Here is a 19,294-nt window from a genome sequence, read left to right on the forward strand (position 1 = left end):
CGGACAAGTGCTGGGTCGCTGGGGCGGTCTGACTCCACGTCGGACCATGGTCATCTCCGGCGTCCTGGTCTTCCTCGCGCTGATGTTGATGCGGGATCCGGCGCCGGTGTTCGTCTACGACGCGGGCCAGTACTGGCTCGGGTCCGAGCTCGTCGCCGATGGGCGCGATCCGTGGCTCAAGATGGGACTCAACGTCCGGGGGGTCCTCTCCGCCTTCGTGTACCTGCCCGCCGCCCTCGCGGTGAAGGGGCTCGGGGTGTCCGCCGGGACCGCGGTGTTGGTGCAGAACGCAGTCATGATCGCCGTCCTCGGTGCGGTCGTGCTTCCCTGCCTGGCGGGGAGGGTCGTCGCGCTCCGGAGTCGGCACGTCCTGCTGAGCGCGGCGCTGAGCGCGCTCGTGCTCAGCGGGTTCGCCCCCTACCCGCTCATGGACCTGGTGGCTGGCGCCCTGGTCCTGTCGGGCGTGCTGCTCGCCGATGCTCAGCGGTGGTACGTGCAGGTCGTCGGCGCGCTCTGCCTCGGTGCTGCCGTCAACCTGCGCCCCGCGCATCTCGCGACCGTCGTGCTCGTCGTCCTGGTCGTGCTGGTCGTACGTCGGCTCCGGGTGATCCCGGTCGCGATGGGCGTCCTGCTGGCTCTCCTGCCGCAAGCGCTCTACCTGCGCCGTCACGACTATCCGGCCGGGCTGATGCCCCCGGACTCCTTCCTCATCACCCAGATCCAGGTCGGCTACGGCGCATACGGCGTGCGCTACGACACGGTCGCCTACTCGAACGTCGACCCGCGGCAGTGGTACTGCGACCCCTCGATGGCCCGAGCGGTCGACGGCGACCTGCCGACGACCGCCCGCGGTCTCTTCGGCACGTTCGTCGGCCAGCTCCCCGACTCGGCCTCGTTCGCGATCGACAAGGTCGTCGCGGCCCTCCAGTGGAACTGGGCGACACCGTACGCACCAGCGGGAACCCCGGGCTGGACCGCTCTCGGTCTCGCCGTTCTCCTCGTCACCGTCGTCGGCGTGGTCGGACTCGTGGTCCTGTGGCCCCGAGCAGGTCGGTCGGTGGTCGCGCCGTGCCTGGTCGCGACCGTCGTCGGCACCGCGGTCACCCTCGTCGGATCCGCTCCCGAGACGCGTTTCGCGCTGCCGATCGTGCTCGTGGGCATCGTGGGGTGGACCATCCTCTTCGGCAACGTCGGGCGCGCGAGCCGCCGGCGGTTGACCGTCCTCGGTGCCTCGGCCGCGGTCGTCTTCGTGGCGATCCTGGGCCTGGCCGTGCTCGCGACCGGTCACCCCGCGGAGCCCGGCGACGTCACCGCCGCCACGTGCGGGGAGTCCTGAGGCAGCGGACGCCTGCGCCTCGTACACTCGTCAGCCTCGCCGGCCAGTCACCAGGAGTCCCGTTGACGACCAACCCACCCGCACCGGTGTCGGTGTCGGCACTCACGGTCCTCTTCGGCAACACCGTGGATGCCATGGCGCGCACCATCCGGGCCTTCGACAACGCGGCCCGGGTCGGCGCCGAGACCGGCAGGATCAGCCGGCTCGAGCTCGCCTACGGCGACGCGTCCCCGCAGCCGGTCGTGTCCGCAGACGAGCTCGCGGAGCTCCGGCAAGACGTCGAGCGGCTGGCGGTGACCTACACGTTCTTCGGCGAGAATACCGGCACCTCACGCGGCCAGAACCGGCTGGCCCGGGCGACCGACTCGGACTTCGTGCTGATCTGCAACCCGGACGTGATCCCGGACGGTCGCGCGCTGTGCCGCATGCTCGAGGTCTTCGCCTCCGACCCCGACGTGGGGCTGGTCGAGGCCAAGCAGCTGCCGGTCGAGCACCCCAAGGACTACGACCGGGCGACCGGGGAGACCTCGTGGGGGTCGGGGGCGTTCTCCCTGGTGCGGCGCGCGGCGTTCGAGCAGGTGGGCGGCTTCGACGAGGACACGTTCTTCCTCTACTGCGATGACGTCGACCTGTCCTGGAGGCTGCGGGAGGCCGGACACCGGGTCGTCCACCAGCCGGCGGCAGTCGTCTTCCACGACAAGCAGCTGACCGCGGGCGGCGAATGGATGCCGACCGAGGCGGAGCTCTACTACTCGGCCGAGGCGGCCCTGCTCCTGGCTCACAAGTGGTCGCGAGACGACATCCTCGACGACGTCATGCGGCAGCTCGAGAGCTCTCCTCAGGAGATCCACGGCCAGGCCGTCGCCGCCTTCCGGGAGCGGCGCGACACCGGGACGTTGGCCGCCAGGCACGACCCCGAGCACCGCGTCGGCCAGTTCGTCGCGGGCAACTACGCACCCCACAGGTTCGCGCTGTGACCCGGCACAAGTACGACAACCAGGTCGGTCCCGACAACGCATACGGCCACACCCTCGAGCTGCTGCACCGCCACGTCGAGACCGGCAGCGGCCGTGTGCACCTCGACCTGGCGAGTGGGCTCTCCCCGATCGCCCCCCACGTGGAGAACGACCTGGGTCTCGTCTATGTCGGACTCGACTACGACGAGGCGTCGGTCGAGGCCGTGCGCTCCCGGGGGTTCGAGGCCCACACGATCGATCTCAACTCGCCGGACGTGCTCGACGCGTTGACGGCCGTGCTGGGCGAGCGGCCGCTCGCGTCCATCACGATGCTCGACGGCCTCGAGCACCTCGTGACCGGCGAGCATGCCCTGGCGGCGATCGCGGGACTGCTGCACGACCACCACGCGACCGGCGTCCTCAGTGTGCCGAACGTGACCCACCGCGACCTGGCGGCCAAGCTGCTGCTCGGGCAGTGGGACTACACGGAGACGGGGTTGCTCGACCGCACCCACGTGCGTCTCTACAGCCCGCCGGGCCTGACCTCGGCGCTCGCCGAGGTCGGTCTCCGGGTGGCGGAGACCTACGACGTCGTCCTGGAGTGGAGCGACCAGCACTTCCCCGCAGACCACGCCGCCTTGAGCGAGGCCACTCCCGTGGGGCAGTGGATCCGCGGCCTCCGCGACGGAGTCGACGGGCACGCTCTCACCAACCAGTTCATCTGGGCCGTCGAACCGGACGCCCCGGTCGAGCCCGGCGTCGCCGAGGGCGCCGTCGAGAGCGCGGTCGAGGCGGCGGTCGAGGCGGCGGAGTCGCCGCCGTTCCTCGGCGTGGTGCTCCGCGCCGACGGCAGCAGCGCGCAGGCGCTCCGCGAGTCGCTCCTGTGCCTGTCGGCTCAGTCCGTCGACGACCTCGAGGTCGTCGTGGTCGCGGTGGGCGTGCCCGATGGCGGACTCGCCGCGATCGAGGAGGTGCTCGCCGACCAGCCGACGCACCTGGCCCGGAGGATCCGTCTGACGGTCGCCGACGCCGAGACCGAGGGTGCTGCCTACAACCTCGGACTCTCGTCGGTCCGCGCTCGCTACGCCGCCGCCTTCGACGCCGGGGACCTGGTCTTCGGCGGCTGGCTGACCAGCTTCCAGGACGCCCAGCTGGAGTGGGTCGACCGGGTCATGCGTGCCCCGGCGGTGGTCCAGGAGCACGCCGTCGTCGAGGTCCGCGGCCAGTCCGCCATCCGCGCCGAGGACTCGCCCCGCGCCGAGCCTCCGATCGGCTTCTCCCTCTGGCAGCACGCGACCGAGAACCTGTCACCCGCCCAGAGCTGGATCTGGCCGACGGCACTGCACCGCGACTTCGGGCTGCGCTACGACCCCTCGCTGTCGACGGGAGCGGCCTGGGAGATGCTCGTCAGGTGCGCTCAGCTGGCCGGCGTCTCGGAGATCCCCGGCATCACGAGCCTGCACCGCGTCTGGTCGTCCCGAGCGTCTTCGGCTGCAGCGGGCTCGCTCGACGAAGCGGCGCGCCGCGCCCTCACGAGCCGGCCGCTGCTGTTGCCGGCCGGCGAGGCGGCCCGCTTCCGTGACGGCGTGCCGGAGGGCGGCTCAGCCTCTGCGCTGCGCGAGCAGCTGGAGGCCAGGACCGAGGAGCTCCGACTCACGCATGCGCACGTGGGCAACCTCGAGGCCATCATCTCGTCCCTCGAGCGCAAGCTGGCCGCCGCCGAGGACAGTCACCGCGAGCAGGTGGCCCGGCTGCGCGCCAAGCTGAAGAAGGCGCGCGAGGCCGGTGCCCCGCGGCCTCGCCGAGGGAGACGCACCGACGGCTGACCGGGACCCAGCCTCACCTCGACGCTAATGGCGAGTCGGCCTGCTCCTGCCACGGGGAGCGGCCGCCGGTCGCCGCTGCAGCGTCGCGATCAGTCCGCGAAGCTGCCGGGGGCTCATCGCGAACACCGAAGGGTGCTCTGCCCGGGTGCCGGTCACCTGCAGGAGGTCGTCTGCCTCCCGCATGAGGCGCTGGCGGCGCTTGAACCGCGTCTTCTGCTTCTCCAGCTGACGAGTCAGCCTCTTCGCGGAACGCGTCGCCTCCTCGGCGCGCTTGGTGGCACGGGCAAGCCGTTCCTTGGTCAGCTGCCACGACGCCATGGTGCGTTCGTGCGAGGACCCCACCTCATGGAGCTGGAGGATGATCTGGTGCTGGGAGGTGGCCAGCTCCACTGCCTCGCGTCTCCACTTGTCGGTGACTTCACGGATCCGAGCAGTCGACTCGGGCGGGAGGATCAGGACCGTCTGATCCAACTTGGCCAGGACGCGCTCCCGGGCGTCGTCCCACTCGTCCGAGCTGTGCAGCTCGCGCGACGACGCCCGCTCCAGCCACCAGCGATAGATGCTCGTGACCTCCGTCGACGAGTGCGCCCCGACGAGACCAGCAGCCCGCAGGAGGAAGTCCCAGTCCTCGTTGGCGGGGAGCGACTCGTCGAACCTCATCCCGAGGTCGTGGAACAGGCCACGTGGGAAGGCGACCGACATGCACGGTGTGTGGTTCACCCGCAGGTGGTCCGCGAGGTCGAACGTGTCTGCCCACGCGGCAAAGGCGTTGCCCACCGGAACCGCGCAGAGCTGGTCGTGCCCGTCGAGGGGAATGACGTCCTGCCGCACCGTCGTCGCCCGCAACAGCCTCCCGGGCCGCTGTCGTTCGAGCGCCGCGAAGGTCTCGACCCAGTGCGCGAGGACCGTGTCGTCGTCGTCGAGCATCACGATGTAGCGACCTCGCGCCGCGTCGAATCCCTCGTTGAGCGGGGACGACCGACCCGGGCGCTGCACCTCGATGGTGCGGACGCGCTCCTGGAGCCACGGGGGCTGCGACTCCACGACGCGCCGCACGTCGGCACGCCCGTCGTCGTCCACCCGGTGGCACGCCAGGACGACCTCGAAGTCCCGGTTGGTCTGACCCGACAGGCAGGTCAGCACGTCCTCGAGACACTGCGACCGGGTGCCCTGGGTGCGGGTCACGATGCTGAGGAACGGGCGATCCGCCGCACCGGGATCCTCGGGGCCGGTCCATGGAAGTCCGACGGATCGCAGGAGCCCCCCGAGCGAGGTGTCGGCGAGGGCGCCGGGGTGGGAGTACGACGGGGGCTCGAACGCGTCGGCGGCCATGGGGCCCACCAAGCCGTCGGGGGCTCCCTCACTGTCGACGCCGACCGGCAGGAAGACGGTGGCGGTCGTGGCCACGACGACGTGCCTGCCCGAGGCGTCCGCCCAGGCGGCCACCGCGGCACCGCGCCCGTCGGCGACGGGGACACGCCAGAGCGGCCCGAGCTCGGGCAGCAGGGTTGCCTCGACCAGGCAGCACGCCGCCGACACGCGCAGCGTGGGTGCGAGCCTCAGGAGCCGTTGCACGATCTGATCGTGTCCGTGTGGGTCACCCGGCTCCGCCGGCAGATCCTCCTCGTGGTCATCGACGACGCGCGTCGTCTCCACCGGGAGGACGCGGGCGTCCACCACGACCTCCGGGGAGTCCCCACGGGTCGCGGTCAGCCGACCCACCGGGTCCGGCCCGGGAACCCACCTGGCGTCGGCGACCACCGCCAGGTCACCGACGCCGAGATCCCGCGCAGGGGCGTCGGACCACCAGTCGCGACTCCCGTCGACCACCACGACCTCGGCGGCGCCGACCCCGCCGACGGCCGCGTGCCAGGCGTCGACAGCAGCCCCCTCGAGCTCTTCCTGCGGATCGCCGACGAGAAAGACGACGGTACGTGGAGGGGCAGGCAATGCAGGACGACCTTCCGCTAGGAGCCTCGGCAGGGAACACCCTAGGTCAGGCGGCGCCCCGTCGCCGTGCGGACCTCACCCCAGCGTCGTCAGCAGCTGCGTCGCGCGGGTCAGGACGACGTAGAGCGTGGCGCGGCCGGTGGCGGACTCCTCCTCGATCTCCTGCGGGCGCACGACGACGATGCCGTCGAACTCCAGGCCCTTGGTGTCGAGACCGGTGAGCACGACGACCCGGTCGTCGCCCGACGGGGTGACCGCGGAGTCGACCGCCGCGCGGGCACCGGCCGCGTCGGCGGCGAGCTCCGGCCACGACGCCAGCCAGGCGTTGACCTCCGACCGGCGGGCGACGGGGACGACGATGCCGACCGTGCCCTCGACCTGGCCGGCGACCTCGGCGACGGCAGCCCGGGTCGTGGCCTCGAGGTCGCCGTCGGCGATGCCGGTGCGGACGACGGGGTCGACGCCGGTCGACCGGACCGCCGTGGGCAGGTCGGCGTCGAGGCCGACGCGCTCGGCGTACGCCGCGGCGTGGGCGTAGATCTCGGACGAGTTGCGGTAGTTGGTCGAGAGGTGGAACTCGTGGCGCTCCTTGCCCTCGAGCGCCGCGGCCCGCGCTGCCTCGGCCTCGGCGGGCACCGGCCACGAGGACTGTGCGGGGTCGCCGACGATGGTCCACGACGCCGTCCGGCCCCGCCGGCCGACCATCCGCCACTGCATCGGCGTGAGGTCCTGCGCCTCGTCGACCAGCACGTGGGCGTAGGCGTCGTCCTCGACCTTGTGGGTCGGCGGCGACCAGGCCCGGCCCGACGGCGCGAACTCGCGGTCGGCGGCGGTGAAGAGCTCCTGGACGTCGATGCCGCCCTCGAGCAGCCCGGTGTCGTCGAGGGTCTCCTCGTCGTCGGTGCGTGCGGGCACGTCGCCGATCGCGTAGCGCAGCTCGTCGAGCAGCGGGACGTCCTCGACCGTGAAGTCGGCGGCGTCGGCCCAGGACTTCGCGAGCAGCCGCTGCTCCTCGGGTCCGACGACGCCGTCACCGACGCGCGCGAGGAAGTCCGGGTCGCGCAGCCAGCCGAAGACCTGCACGGCGTCGAGGGGCGGCCACCACGCGGCGACGAAGTCGACGAACGTGTGGTCGGAGAGCATGTCGTCGTCGAAGGACTCGCGCCCGCGCTCGCGGCCGCGCTCGCCGCGCACCTGGCGCCACATCGCGTCGAGCAGCGCGCCGGCGACGCGGGGCAGCTGGCGGTTGCGGCGACCCTGCGACATCAGGTTGCGCCGGATCGCCCCGAGCCGGCCGCGGTCGAGCACGATCGTGTCGTCGCGCCAGAAGATCCGGAACTCGCGCGGGCTGCCCGGCGCCTGCTGGCGGGCGGTCCGCCGCATCAGCTCGGCCATCACGGCCGAGCCCTTGACGTCGGCGACGGCCGGCTCGTCGTGTCGGGTGGCGCGCACGCCGTCGACCACCTCGCCGAGCGAGCGCAGGGCGACGGCGGTCTCCCCGAGGCTCGGCAGCACCCGCTCGATGTAGCGCATGAAGACGCCGCTCGGTCCGACGACCAGCACACCGCCGGTCTCGTAGCGCCGGCGGTCGGTGTAGAGGAGGTACGCCGCGCGGTGCAGCGCGACCACGGTCTTGCCGGTGCCGGGTCCGCCGGAGATCGAGACGACTCCGCGTCCGGGAGCGCGGATCGCCTTGTCCTGCTCGGCCTGGATGGTGGCCACGATCGAGTGCATCGAGCGGTCGCGGGCGCGCGAGAGCTGCGCCATCAGCGCACCCTCCCCGACGATCGGGAGGTCCGCCCCCGACTCCTCGAGCGCCTCGGCGTCGAGCAGCTCGTCCTCGACACCGACGACGTCGCGGCCGGCGGCGCGCAGCACCCGACGGCGTACGACGCGCTGCGGCTCGGCGGCGGTCGCCTGGTAGAAGACGGCCGCGGCCGGGGCACGCCAGTCGATCAGCAGCGAGTCGCGGTTCTCGTCGCGCAGGCCGATGCGACCGATGTAGCGCGGCTCCGGGTCGAGCTCCGGATGCATGTCGAGGCGTCCGAAGACCAGACCCTCGTGGGCGGCGTCGAGCTGGGCGATCCGACGCGCGGCCTGGAACACCATCGCGTCCCGCTCGACCAGCCCGCCCTCATGACCGAGCCGCCCCCGGCTGTGACCCTCCCGCGCGAGCTCCTGGGCCGCCCTGGCCGACACCTCCAGCTGACGGTAGACCCGGTCCACGAACTGCTGCTCGGCCGCGATCTCCCTCTCGACCAGCTCTTCCGACACGCCTGTCCCCTCAACCCGTTTCAGCGAGTCGACAAGCCTACCGAAGTACTACTTCTTGCGAGACAGGAATGCCGTCATCGCCTCACGAGCCTCGTCGGAGGCGAACAACCGGGCCGACAGCTGCGCCATCTCCTCGCCGTGCGCGTCGATGCGCGCGAGCAGCTCGCGGTTGAGGATGCGCTTGGACTCGCGCAGCCCCTGGCCGGAGCCGGTGGCGAGCGAGGCGCAGACCTTCGCGACCTCCTCGTCGAGGCGGTCGGCGGGCACGGCGGCGGTGACCAGCCCGTACGCCGCGGCCTCGGTGCCGGTGAAGACCTCGCCGCCGAGCGTCGTGAGCGAGGCCGCGCGCGGAGTCATCCGGGCATGCACGGTGAGCGAGATGATCGCCGCCGCCAGGCCGAGCTTGACCTCGGTCAGCGCGAACGTCGCGTCCTCGCTCGCGACGACGACGTCGGAGGCGGCGACGATGCCGATGCCGCCCGCGCGGACCGGTCCACCGACCCGGGTCACGACCGGCTTGTCCATGCTCACGATGAGCCGCTGGAGCTCGACGATCCTGCGGGCACCCTCGTCCATGCCACCGCTGGTGGCCTCCGACAGGTCGGCGCCGGAGCAGAACACCCGGCCGGCTGAGGCGATCAGCGCGACCTTCACGCCGCGGTCCGCCTCGGCGCGCTCCAGCGCGGCGAACAGCTCGGACACCAGCTGGCGCGACAGCGCGTTGCGGTTGTGCTCGGAGTCGAGGGTGAGGGTGGCGACGCCGTCGCCCAGGTCGTAGTGCACGAGCTCGTCGGACATGCCGGCCATCCTGCCGCACCCGCCATCCGTGGCCGGTGCGGCTCCGAACCCCAGCCATGCGCTCCCGACTCCTGTTCGCCGGCTTCGGCGTCCTCGCCACTCTCGTCGGCGTGGCGACCGGCCACCTGGTGGCGGCGCTGACGGAGCCGGCCTCCTCGCCCGTGCTGGCCGTCGGCTCCCAGGTCATCGACCTGACGCCCACACCGCTGAAGGAGTGGGCGATCCGCACCTTCGGGTCCCACGACAAGGACGTGCTCGTCGGCTCGGTGACGGCGGGCGTCCTGGTCCTGGCCGCGATCGCCGGACTCCTCGCGCGGCGCCGGTTCGAGCTCGGTGCCGCGCTGCTGCTCGTGCTCGTGCTGATCCCCGCGGTCGTCGCCGAGCAGGTCCTGCCGAGCGTGGCGGCCGGCGCCGTCGGGGTCGCCGTGCTCTGGTGGCTCACCCGTGCCGCCCCTACGCCCGCGCCGGGAGGCTCCGGCCCGAGCCGACGCGCCGTCCTGGTCGCCGCGGGCACCGCCGCGGCAGCGGGGGCCCTCGCGGGCGGCGCGGGGCGCCTGATCACGTCGTACCGCACCCGCGAGACCACCGTGTCACTGCCCGCGCCCGCCGACCCGGCACCGCCCTTTCCCGCTCGCCCGCTCGACGCGCGGGTGCCCGGCGTCACGCCGCTGCGCACGCCGACCGGCGACTTCTACCGGGTCGACACCCGGCTCACCCTTCCGATCGTCGACGTCGACGACTGGACGCTCACGATCGACGGTGACGTCAGCCGGTCGGTGACGTTCACCTTCGACGACCTGCTGGACATGCCCCTCGTCGAGCGCGACATCACGATGACCTGCGTCTCCAACGAGGTCGGCGGGACCTACGTCGGCGGCGCCCGCTGGCTCGGCGTGCCGCTGACCGACCTGCTCGACCGGGCCGGCATCGCCGAGACGAGCGCCGACCAGATCCTGTCGACCGACGTCGACGGGATGACGATCAGCACGCCGCTCGACGTCGCCACCGACGGACGGGACGCGATGATCGCCGTCGGCATGAACGGCTCGTCGCTGCCGCGCGCGCACGGCTTCCCCGCGCGGATGGTGGTGCCGGGCCTGTACGGCTTCGTCAGCGCGTGCAAGTGGATCACCCGGATGACGCTCACGACGTACGCCGAGCAGGACGCGTACTGGACCCGGCGCGACTGGGCGACCGACGCGCCCATCAAGATCGCCAGCCGCGTCGACACCCCGAAGCCGCTGTCCACCGTCGAACCCGGCCGCACCGTCATCGGGGGCATCGCCTGGGCCCAGCACCAGGGCGGCGTCGCCGGCGTCGAGGTGCGCGTCGACGGAGGCGACTGGCAGCGGGCCCGCCTCGGCCCGTCGGTCGGCACCGACTACTGGCGCCAGTGGTACCTGCCCTGGACCGCCGAACCGGGCCAGCACGCCCTCGCCTGCCGGGCGATCGCCGGCTCCGGCGACGTCCAGGCCGCCGAGCGCGCCACGCCGTTCCCCGACGGCTCGAGCGGCATCCAGGAGATCGTCGTCACCGTGGCGTGACCGCGGAGAGCGGCGGCCCGCCGTTCACGTGCGGCCGCCGCCCGACCAATCCGGTCCGGGCGCGGCGCCGAATGACATGCGTCCAGACCGCAACGGGAAGGCACGATCATGAACAGCTCCCTCCGCCGTACCACCGGGCTCGCCGCCCTGGCGCTGACCGCCACCCTCGGCCTCGCGGCCTGCGGTGACGACAGCGACGGCAACGAGACCGCGGCGACCGACGAGTCCAGCTCGGCGGCCCCCTCCGACGAGATGACCCCGTCGGAGGACACCGGATCCGACGCAGGATCCGACGCAGGATCCGACGCCGCGGCCGAGACGTTCGGCGCCGGCTGCTCGCAGATCCCCGCGGACGGCGCCGGCTCCTTCAACGGCATGGCCACCGAGCCGGTCGCGACCGCGGCGAGCGCGAACCCGCTGCTCAAGACGCTGGTCCAGGCGGTCACCCAGGCGAAGCTCGTCGACACCCTCAACTCCGCCGACGGGATCACGGTCTTCGCGCCGACCGACGACGCGTTCGGGCAGATCCCGAAGAAGGACATGAACGCCGTGATGTCCGACAAGGCGACGCTGACCAAGATTCTCACCTACCACGTCGTGCCGGGTGAGCTCGGCCCCGACGAGCTGGCCGGCACCCACAAGACCCTCGAGGGCGAGAAGCTCACCGTCGAGGGCTCGGGCGAGGACTTCACCGTCGGCAAGGCCGACGCGAAGGTCCTGTGCGGCAACATCCCGACCGCCAACGCGACCGTGTACGTCATCGACGGCGTACTGATGCCCTGATCGGGTAGGGATCACGCGTGAACCACATCGGGCCCGTGGCCGCCCCGCCCCCCGAGGGCGGGGCGGCGGGCCCCGACCTGGGCGAACTGCTGCGGCGGGCCGGCCGGGCCGACGAGGCTGCGTTCGCCCGTCTGTACGACGCGACGGCCGCGCGCGTGTTCGGCCTCGCCCTGCGGGTCGTGCGCGACCCGACCCAGGCCGAGGAGGTGACCCAGGAGGCCTACCTCGAGATCTGGCGGACGGCGAGCCGCTACGAGCCCGAGCGCGGCAGCCCGATCGGGTGGCTGCTGATGATCGCCCACCGCACGGCCGTCGACCGGGTCCGCTCGGCGGAGGCGGCCTCCCGGCGCGACACGACCTACCACCAGCAGAACCAGCCGGTCGACCACGACGCGACCGCGGAGGCCGCCCAGACCTCGCTCGAGGTCCGTCGGGTCCGCGGCGCCATGGCGGCCCTCACCGAGGTGCAGCGCGAGGCCGTCGGCCTGGCCTTCCTCGGCGGCTACACCCACACGGAGGTGGCGACCATGCTCGACCTACCGGTCGGCACCGCGAAGACCCGCATCCGCGACGGACTCATCCGGCTGCGCGACGCGCTGGGGGTGCACTCATGACCTCGCCGCACGAGTTCCACGCCATGACCGGCGCCTACGCCGTCGACGCCCTCGACGAGCTCGAGCGCGCGGCGTTCGAGCGGCACCTCGCCGACTGCCCGGACTGCCGGGCCGAGGTCGCCGGCCTCCGCGAGACCGCGGCCCTCCTCGCCGAGACCGTCGCCACCGAGCCGCCCGCGGCGCTGCGCGACCGGGTGCTCACCGGCATCGGCACGGTCCGTCCGCTCCCGCCGGAGGTCCGGTCGACCACCCGGCCTCCGCACCGCCGGCTCCGCCTGCTCGCGGCAGCGGCCGCCGCGGTCGTGCTGGCCGGCGCCGGCGCCGCCGTCTGGCAGCAGCCGTGGGAGGACGGCACGACGCAGGGTCCGACGGTCGCCCAGCAGGTGCTCGACGCGCCCGACGCACAGAGCACGTCGCTCGACTTCCAGGGTGGCGCGTCCGCGACCGTCACCCACTCGGACTCGCTCGACAAGGCCGTGATCGTCACCAGCAAGATGCCGCCGCCCCCCGAGGGCAAGGTCTACCAGCTCTGGCTCGACCAGCCCGGCGAGGGCATGGTCTCCGCCGGCCTGATGCCGGTCGAGAGGGACCAGACCGTCGTCCTCGACGGCGCGGCGGGCACAGCCACGGCGGCCGGCATCACGGTCGAGCCCGAGGGCGGCTCCCCCGAGCCCACCACCGACCCGATCGCGCTCTTCGACTTCGGGAGGAGCGGGTGAGACGGGTCGCCGTCGTCGGCTCCGGCGTCGCCGGACTGACCGCGGCGCACGTCGCGTCGCGGTCGGCGTCGGTCACGCTCTACGAGGCCGACGACCGTCTGGGCGGCCACGCCGACACACATCTGGTCGACGGGCTCGCCATCGACACCGGGTTCATCGTCCACAACGAGCGCACCTACCCGACCCTGCTGCGGCTCTTCCGCGAGCTCGACGTGGCGACCCAGCCGTCGGAGATGTCGCTCTCGGTGCGCGACGACGAGACGGGGCTGGAGTATGCCGGCGCCCTCGGGATGCGCGGCCTCGTCCCGCGGCTGCGCAACCTCGCCGACCCGGCGTACCTGCGGATGCTCGCGGAGATCCCCCGCTTCCACCGGCAGGCCCGGCGCCTGATGAGCCGGGACGGCGACGACGTCACGCTCCGCGCGTTCCTCGACGTCGGCGGGTTCACGGCGTACTTCCGCCGGCACTTCATGGAGCCGCTCGTCGCGTCGGTCTGGTCGTGCGACCCGGACGTCGCGCTCGACTACCCGGCCCGCTACCTCTTCGCGTTCCTCGACCACCACGGGATGCTCGGGGTCTTCGGGTCCCCGCGGTGGCGCACGGTCTCCGGCGGCGCACGCACGTACGTCGATCGGGTCGCGGCCGCCCTCGCCGAGGTCCGCACCGGCACGAAGGTCACGTCGGTGGCCGAGACCCCGCAGGGCGTGGAGATCACCGACGGCAACGGGCGGGTCGAGAGGTACGACGCGGTCGTGGTCGCCGCCCACCCGGGCCACGCCCTCGCGATGCTCGCCGAGCCGACCCGCGCCCAGCGCGAGGTCCTCGGCGCCCTGCCCTACTCCGCCAACATCGCCCTGCTGCACACCGACACCGCGCTGCTGCCGACGGCCGCGGGCGCCCGTGCGTCGTGGAACTTCCGTCGCCCCGCGGGCGACCGCGACCACGTCACCGTCACCTACGACCTGACCCGCCTCCAGCGACTCCCCACCGACACGCGCTACCTGGTGACGCTCGGCGGTGAGGACCTCGTCGACCCGTCGACCGTGATCGACCGGATGGAGTACGAGCACCCGCTCTATACGCCGGCCTCGGTGGCCGCCCGGGCCCGGCTGCCCGAGATCGACACCGACCGGGTCGCGTTCGCCGGCGCCTACCACGGCTGGGGGTTCCACGAGGACGGTGCGCGCTCCGGAGTCGCGGCGGCGGAGCGGCTGGGGTTCGGCTGGGGTGGTTTCGAGACCCGCGCCAGCGCGCCTTCCTCCACCACCGAAACCGGCATCTACCGGACCGAGATCCGGCACACCCGGCGCGCGCCGTGGCGGCGGTCCTTCACCCACCGCTCCCACACCTGGCTGGTCGACCTCGACGACCTGCCCGACCACGGCCCGCTGAGCCCGCTGCTGGGCCGGTTCGAGGCACGTGACCACCTCGGCGACCCCGACCTCCCCCTCCGCGAGAACCTCGGTCGCTTCCTGGCGCTGCACGGTGTCGAGCTCGGCGCGGGGAAGGTCCTGATGGCGGCGCACCCGCGCGCGCTCGGGTTCTGCTTCAACCCGATCAGCGTCTTCTGGGTCCGCCCGGAGCACGACGACCCGTGCGTCGTGATCGAGGTGCACAACACCTACGGCGACCGGCACGCCTACCTCGTCCATCCCGACCAGCGGGGCCGGGCGACGACGCCGAAGGCGATGTACGTCTCCCCGTTCCACGGCACGGACGGCACCTACGACATCGCCGTCCCGGAGCCCACCGACCGGCTCCGCGTCGCCGTCACGCTGACGACCGCGGACGGCGCGCGCTTCAGCGCCTCGATGGACGGGTACCGCACCGACGACCCGCCGTGGCGGGCCGCCCCGGCGGCGCTGCGAGGCGCCGCCCTGATCCGCGCGCACGGGGTCGCGCTCTGGCTGCGCCGACTCCCGATCCGTCCCCGCCCCGACCACCGTCAGGAGGGCGTCCGATGACGCTGACGCAGAACCGCCCCGCCTGGCCGAGCCTCGAGGACGTCCCGCACGGCGCGCGCACCGCCGTCTCGGCGTACGTCGCCCGTGGACTCTTCCGGTCGGCCATCAGGCGCCTGGGCCTGGAGGACTCCGTCACGGTCCATCGCCCCGACGAGCTCTACGCGCGCCTCGGCCGGGACGGCCTGATCGGGTTCGGCGAGGCCTACCTGACCGGCGCCTGGGAGGCCGAGGACCTCACGGCGTTCCTGACCGTGCTCGCCTCGGACGTCGCCGACCTGGTGCCTCGGCCGCTGCAGCGGTTCCGGCGTCTGGTCGGCCGTCGTGCCCCGTCGGCCCATCGGCCGTCGGAGGACCACACGCGCGCCTTGGTCGCGCACCACTACGACCTCTCCAACGACCTCTTCTCCCTCTTCCTCGACGAGACGATGAGCTACTCGTCCGCGCTCTTCGACACCGGCACCGACCTGGCGGTCGCCCAGCGCCGCAAGATCGACCGGCTGCTCGACGTCACCGAGGTCGGCCCCGGCACCCGCGTCCTCGAGATCGGCACCGGCTGGGGCGAGCTCGCGATCCGCGCCGCCGCCCGCGGTGCCACCGTCCGGTCCGTCACGCTGTCCTCGGAGCAGCAGGCCCTGGCCCGCGAGCGCATCGCGGCGGCCGGCTACGCCGACCGGGTCGACGTCGAGCTGTGCGACTACCGCGACGTCCCCGGCAGGTACGACGTGGTGCTGAGCGTCGAGATGGTCGAGGCGGTGGGCCACGAGTTCTGGCCGACCTACTTCGCCACCGTCGACCGGCTGCTCGCCCCCGGCGGCCGGGCCGGCATCCAGGCGATCCTGATGCCGCACGACCGCATGCTCGCGACCCGCGGCAGCTTCACGTGGATCAACAAGTACATCTTCCCCGGCGGCTTCCTGCCGTCGGCACAGGCCATCGACGAGGTCACCGCGGAGCACACCTCGTTGCGGGTGACCGACCGGCTCGCCTTCGGCCGCGACTACGCCGAGACGTTGCGGCGGTGGGACGAGGCGTTCCTGGCCGGCGCCGACGACGTGCTCACGCTGGGCTTCGACGAGACCTTCCTGCGGATGTGGCACTTCTACCTCTGCTACTCCCGCGCCGGCTTCGCCTCCGGCTACCTCGACGTGCAGCAGCTGCTGCTCACCCGGGAGGCCTGATGGGCGTCGCCACCACGCTCGCCGCCGCCGTCGAGCCGTTCGTCGGGGGTGACCTCCCGGTCCGGCTGCGCGCCTGGGACGGCTCCGAGGCCGGCCCGGCAGACGCGCCCCTCGTCGTGCTCGACTCTCCCCGCGCCGTACGCCGCCTGCTGTGGCACCCGGGCGAGCTCGGCGCCGCCCAGGCCTACGTCACGGGTGAGCTCGACGTGCCGGGCGACCTCGACTCCGCGCTCACCCACGCCTTCGCGGTCGCCCGCGACCGAGGCCTGCCGCGGCGTCCCGCACCGGGCGCGGTCCTGCGGGCGCTCCGCGCGGCCCGGTCGGTCGGCGCGCTCGGAGCACCGCCGCGGGCACCGCGGTCCCAGGTCGGCGCGGTCCGCGACCACTACGACCTCTCCAACGAGTTCTACGAGCTGATCCTCGACCGCTCGATGGCCTACTCCTGCGGCTACTTCGCGACCCCGTCGACGACGCTCGCGGAGGCGCAGACGGCCAAGCTCGACCTGGTGTGCGCCAAGCTCGGCCTCGAGCCCGGCATGCGGCTGCTGGACGTCGGCTGCGGCTGGGGATCGCTGTCGCTCCACGCCGCCGAGCACCACGGCGCCCAGGTCGTCGGGGTGACGATCTCGGCCCAGCAGCAGGCGTTCGTCGAGAAGCGCGCCGCCGACCGCGGTCTCGCCGACCGCGTGACGGTGCGGCTGCAGGACTATCGCGACGTGCCGGAGACCGGCTTCGACGCCGTGGGCTCGCTCGAGATGGGCGAGCACGTGGGCGAACGCCACTACCCGGCGTACGCCGCGGCGCTCCAACGCGCGGTGCGCCCGGGCGGGCGGGTGCTGGTCCAGCAGATGTCGCGACCCGGGAGGCGGGGTGGTCGACACCCCGGGGGAGGCCCGTTCATCGAGGCGTTCATCGCGCCCGACATGCACATGCGGCCCCTCGGCGAGACCGTGGCGTACCTCGAGGGCGGGGGGCTCGAGGTACGCCACGTCCAAGCCCTGCGGGAGCACTACGTGCGCACGGTCGCCGGGTGGCTCGAGCGACTCGAGGCCAACGTCGACCGGCTCACCGAGCTCGTCGGCGAGGAGACCGTCCGGGTGTGGCGGCTCTACCTCGTCGGCGGCTCGATGGCCTTCCGGGACGGCAGGATGGGGGTCGACCAGATCCTGATGGAGCGCACGGGTGACTGACCTCCTGCTGGTCGCGGGCCTCTCCCTGGCCGCGGCCGTCGCCGTGATGACGGCGACTGCGGCGTGGGCCGCGCGCGTGGGTCGGGTCGCCGTCGTCGACGTGGCCTGGGGCGTCGCCCTCGTGCTCGTCGCCCTGGTCTGCGCCGTGGTAGCCGGGTCGTGGCAGTCGTGGCTCCTGCTCGGACTGGTCGCGGTCTGGGGCGGCCGCCTCTCGTCGCACGTCCACACGCGCGGCCGCGGCCACGGAGAGGACCCGCGCTACGAGAAGGTGCTCGGCGGCACGCTCGACCGAGTCGGCATGGGCGTCGCGGTGCGCAAGGTCTTCGTGGTCCAGGGCGCGGCGGTGTGGCTGGTCTCGCTCCCGCTCCAGGCGGCGGCCGTCGCCGGACTCGCCTGGTCGTGGGCGCTCTGGGCCGGTGTTGCCGTCTGGGTCGTCGGAGTGGTCTTCGAGACCGTGGGCGACGCCCAGCTCGCGTCGTACAGGCGCGACCCGGATCGCGGGCCGGTCATGGACCGGGGCCTGTGGGCCTGGACCCGGCACCCGAACTACTTCGGCGACGCCTGCGTGTGGTGGGGCATCTGGCTCGCCGGCGGCGTCGCCTCGGGCTGGCTCGCCGGCCTGGTCTCCGCGCTCTCCCCGATCGCCATGACCGTCTGGCTCGTCTGGGTCACCGGAGCACGCCTGCTGGAGCAGTCGATGATGCAACGGCCGGGCTACCCAGAGTACGCCGCACGCACGTCGATGTTCGTGCCCCTGCCGCCCCGACGCTAGCGCGTGCCAGACTGGGACGGCATGGACGTCTCGGAGGCCTTCCGGGCGGTGCCGCGCGCGTGGTTCCTGCCCGAGCAGGAGCGCGGCCGCGACTCGTACGACGGCCCGATCCCGATCGGCGGCGGCCAGACCAACTCCCAGCCCCGCACCGTCGAGGCGATGCTGCGGCTGCTCGACGTGCGACCGGGCGACCGGGTGCTGGACATCGGCGCCGGGTCGGGCTGGACCACCGGGCTGCTGGCGCAGCTGGTCGGCGCCGAGGGTGAGGTGCTGGGCCTCGAGCTCGAGCCGGAGCTCGTCGGGTTCGGCCGGTCCAACCTCCGGCGCGGCGACTGGCCGTGGGCGCGCATCGAGCAGGCCGAACACGGCATCCTGGGCGACCCCGGTGGCGCGCCGTACGACCGTGTCCTGGTCTCGGCCGAGGCTCTCGAGCTGCCGGCGGACCTCGTGGCGCAGCTCGGCGACGACGGCCGGATGGTGGTGCCGGTGAACGGCGAGATGCTGCTGGTGGAGGCCCGCGGCGACGGGCGGCCCCAGGTCAGCCGGCACGGGTTCTACCGGTTCGTCCCCCTGCGTTGACCCCCTATCCTGCGCAGGTGACCGACGCTCCGTCCGAGCTGCTCCGGCTCGCCTCCGCCGACAACTTCCGCGACGTGGCAGGCACCGGTGCGGGATACCCGACCGCCGGCGGCGGACGAGTGCGCCGCGGCGTCTTCTACCGCTCCAACGAGCTGCAGCTCACCGACGCCGAAGCCGGCGAGCTCACCGCGCTCGGCATCACCCGGATCCACGACCTGCGCGGCCGGATGGAGGTCGAGGCACACCCCGACGTCGCCGTGCCGGGCGCGGAGTGGCGGCACGTCGAGGTCTCCGGCATCCCGATGGAGATGGTGTCCGGTCTCGAGGACGCCGACGCTGCGGCGCGGGTGATGCGCGAGGTCTACGACGCCTTCGTGCGCGCGGCGCCGGCCCGCGCGTCGTACGCCCGGCTGCTCACCGACCTCGCCACCGGACCGACGCCCCAGCTCTTCCACTGCACGGCGGGCAAGGACCGCACCGGCTGGGCGGCGGCCCTCCTGCTCGAGATCGCCGGCGTCGACCACGAGACGATCCTCGCGGACTACCTGCTCACCAACGACGTGTCGTCGGCGACGCGGGAGAAGTACCTCGCGCTGATCGCCGAGCACCTCGGCCCCGAGAAGGTCGCCGTCTACGAGCCGACGATGGTCGTGGAGGCGGCGTACCTCGAGACGGCGTACGCCGCGGTCGCGGCCGACCACGGCTCGGTCAGTGCCTACCTCCGGGACGGTCTCGGACTCTCCGAGGAGCTGCTCGGTCGCCTGGGCGAGCGTCTCCGCGCGTGACGCGCCCTCCCGGCGGGGGCCGCGAG

At 73.0% G+C, this 19,294-nt stretch carries 17 protein-coding genes; 14 read left to right on the top strand and 3 right to left on the bottom strand.

The window, feature by feature from the left end; translation table 11 throughout:
- The first annotated feature begins 46 nt into the window (after positions 1–46).
- The 3 genes from PZ894_RS12095 (at position 47) to PZ894_RS12105 (ending at position 4,118) form a co-directional block, all read left to right on the top strand.
- Positions 47–1,336: a hypothetical protein gene (locus PZ894_RS12095; RefSeq protein WP_275745075.1), complete on the top strand. Its 1,290-nt coding sequence runs from the start codon at positions 47–49 to the stop codon at positions 1,334–1,336.
- A gap of 62 nt (positions 1,337–1,398) precedes the next feature.
- Positions 1,399–2,313 (top strand): glycosyltransferase family 2 protein, encoded by a 915-nt coding sequence (locus PZ894_RS12100; protein WP_275745076.1) that lies wholly within the window; start codon positions 1,399–1,401, stop codon positions 2,311–2,313.
- Positions 2,310–4,118 carry a hypothetical protein gene (locus PZ894_RS12105; RefSeq protein WP_275745077.1) on the top strand — a complete coding sequence of 603 codons (1,809 nt, stop codon included), beginning with the start codon at positions 2,310–2,312 and terminating at the stop codon, positions 4,116–4,118. Before PZ894_RS12100 ends, PZ894_RS12105 begins: the two co-directional genes overlap by 4 nt.
- A gap of 24 nt (positions 4,119–4,142) precedes the next feature.
- Here PZ894_RS12105 and PZ894_RS12110 read toward each other — a convergent pair whose 3' ends face one another.
- Positions 4,143–5,693, bottom strand: coding sequence for a glycosyltransferase family 2 protein (locus PZ894_RS12110; protein ID WP_275745079.1), 1,551 nt, complete (start codon positions 5,691–5,693; stop codon positions 4,143–4,145).
- Between the two features lie 9 nt (positions 5,694–5,702).
- Here PZ894_RS12110 and PZ894_RS12115 point away from each other — a divergent pair, with 9 nt between their 5' ends.
- Positions 5,703–6,089, top strand: coding sequence for a hypothetical protein (locus PZ894_RS12115; protein ID WP_275745081.1), 387 nt, complete (start codon positions 5,703–5,705; stop codon positions 6,087–6,089).
- Positions 6,090–6,143: 54 nt separating this feature from the next.
- Here PZ894_RS12115 and PZ894_RS12120 read toward each other — a convergent pair whose 3' ends face one another.
- Entirely contained in the window at positions 6,144–8,342 is a 2,199-nt protein-coding gene (locus PZ894_RS12120) for a UvrD-helicase domain-containing protein (RefSeq protein ID WP_275745083.1), read from the bottom strand.
- 48 nt (positions 8,343–8,390) lie between these two features.
- The gene (locus PZ894_RS12125) at positions 8,391–9,140 is read right to left on the bottom strand and encodes an enoyl-CoA hydratase-related protein (protein WP_345799151.1); all 750 of its coding nucleotides are present in this window, start codon (positions 9,138–9,140) and stop codon (positions 8,391–8,393) included.
- Between the two features lie 56 nt (positions 9,141–9,196).
- On the opposite strand from PZ894_RS12125, the gene PZ894_RS12130 reads away from it, so the two are divergent.
- The 10 genes from PZ894_RS12130 to PZ894_RS12175 all read left to right on the top strand — a co-directional run bounded on the left by PZ894_RS12130 (position 9,197) and on the right by PZ894_RS12175 (position 19,268).
- On the top strand, positions 9,197–10,684 hold the full coding sequence (locus PZ894_RS12130; RefSeq protein WP_275745086.1) for a molybdopterin-dependent oxidoreductase: 1,488 nt from the start codon (positions 9,197–9,199) through the stop codon (positions 10,682–10,684).
- A 108-nt stretch (positions 10,685–10,792) separates the two neighbouring features.
- Complete coding sequence (locus tag PZ894_RS12135) at positions 10,793–11,467, top strand: fasciclin domain-containing protein (RefSeq protein WP_275745088.1); 675 nt, start codon at positions 10,793–10,795, stop codon at positions 11,465–11,467.
- A gap of 17 nt (positions 11,468–11,484) precedes the next feature.
- The gene (gene sigK / locus PZ894_RS12140; protein ID WP_275745090.1) at positions 11,485–12,081 is read left to right on the top strand and encodes an ECF RNA polymerase sigma factor SigK; all 597 of its coding nucleotides are present in this window, start codon (positions 11,485–11,487) and stop codon (positions 12,079–12,081) included.
- Positions 12,078–12,800, top strand: coding sequence for an anti-sigma factor (locus tag PZ894_RS12145; protein ID WP_275745091.1), 723 nt, complete (start codon positions 12,078–12,080; stop codon positions 12,798–12,800). The genes sigK and PZ894_RS12145 overlap by 4 nt, the downstream gene beginning before the upstream one ends.
- The gene (locus tag PZ894_RS12150; protein WP_275745092.1) at positions 12,797–14,764 is read left to right on the top strand and encodes an FAD-dependent oxidoreductase; all 1,968 of its coding nucleotides are present in this window, start codon (positions 12,797–12,799) and stop codon (positions 14,762–14,764) included. Before PZ894_RS12145 ends, PZ894_RS12150 begins: the two co-directional genes overlap by 4 nt.
- Positions 14,761–15,942, top strand: a complete 1,182-nt coding sequence (locus tag PZ894_RS12155; RefSeq protein ID WP_275745093.1) for a cyclopropane-fatty-acyl-phospholipid synthase family protein — start codon at positions 14,761–14,763, stop codon at positions 15,940–15,942. Before PZ894_RS12150 ends, PZ894_RS12155 begins: the two co-directional genes overlap by 4 nt.
- The gene (locus PZ894_RS12160) at positions 15,942–17,132 is read left to right on the top strand and encodes a cyclopropane-fatty-acyl-phospholipid synthase family protein (RefSeq protein ID WP_275745094.1); all 1,191 of its coding nucleotides are present in this window, start codon (positions 15,942–15,944) and stop codon (positions 17,130–17,132) included. The genes PZ894_RS12155 and PZ894_RS12160 overlap by 1 nt, the downstream gene beginning before the upstream one ends.
- Positions 17,125–17,904, top strand: coding sequence for a DUF1295 domain-containing protein (locus tag PZ894_RS12165; RefSeq protein WP_275745095.1), 780 nt, complete (start codon positions 17,125–17,127; stop codon positions 17,902–17,904). The genes PZ894_RS12160 and PZ894_RS12165 overlap by 8 nt, the downstream gene beginning before the upstream one ends.
- Before the next feature lie 21 nt (positions 17,905–17,925).
- A complete protein-coding gene (locus PZ894_RS12170) occupies positions 17,926–18,483 on the top strand; it encodes a protein-L-isoaspartate O-methyltransferase (protein WP_275745096.1) in 558 nt (185 codons plus the stop codon).
- 17 nt (positions 18,484–18,500) lie between these two features.
- Complete coding sequence (locus PZ894_RS12175; protein ID WP_275745097.1) at positions 18,501–19,268, top strand: tyrosine-protein phosphatase; 768 nt, start codon at positions 18,501–18,503, stop codon at positions 19,266–19,268.
- Positions 19,269–19,294: the final 26 nt, after the last annotated feature.

The organism is Nocardioides sp. YIM 152315 (assembly GCF_029210375.1).
Taxonomy (GTDB): Bacteria; Actinomycetota; Actinomycetes; order Propionibacteriales; family Nocardioidaceae; genus Nocardioides.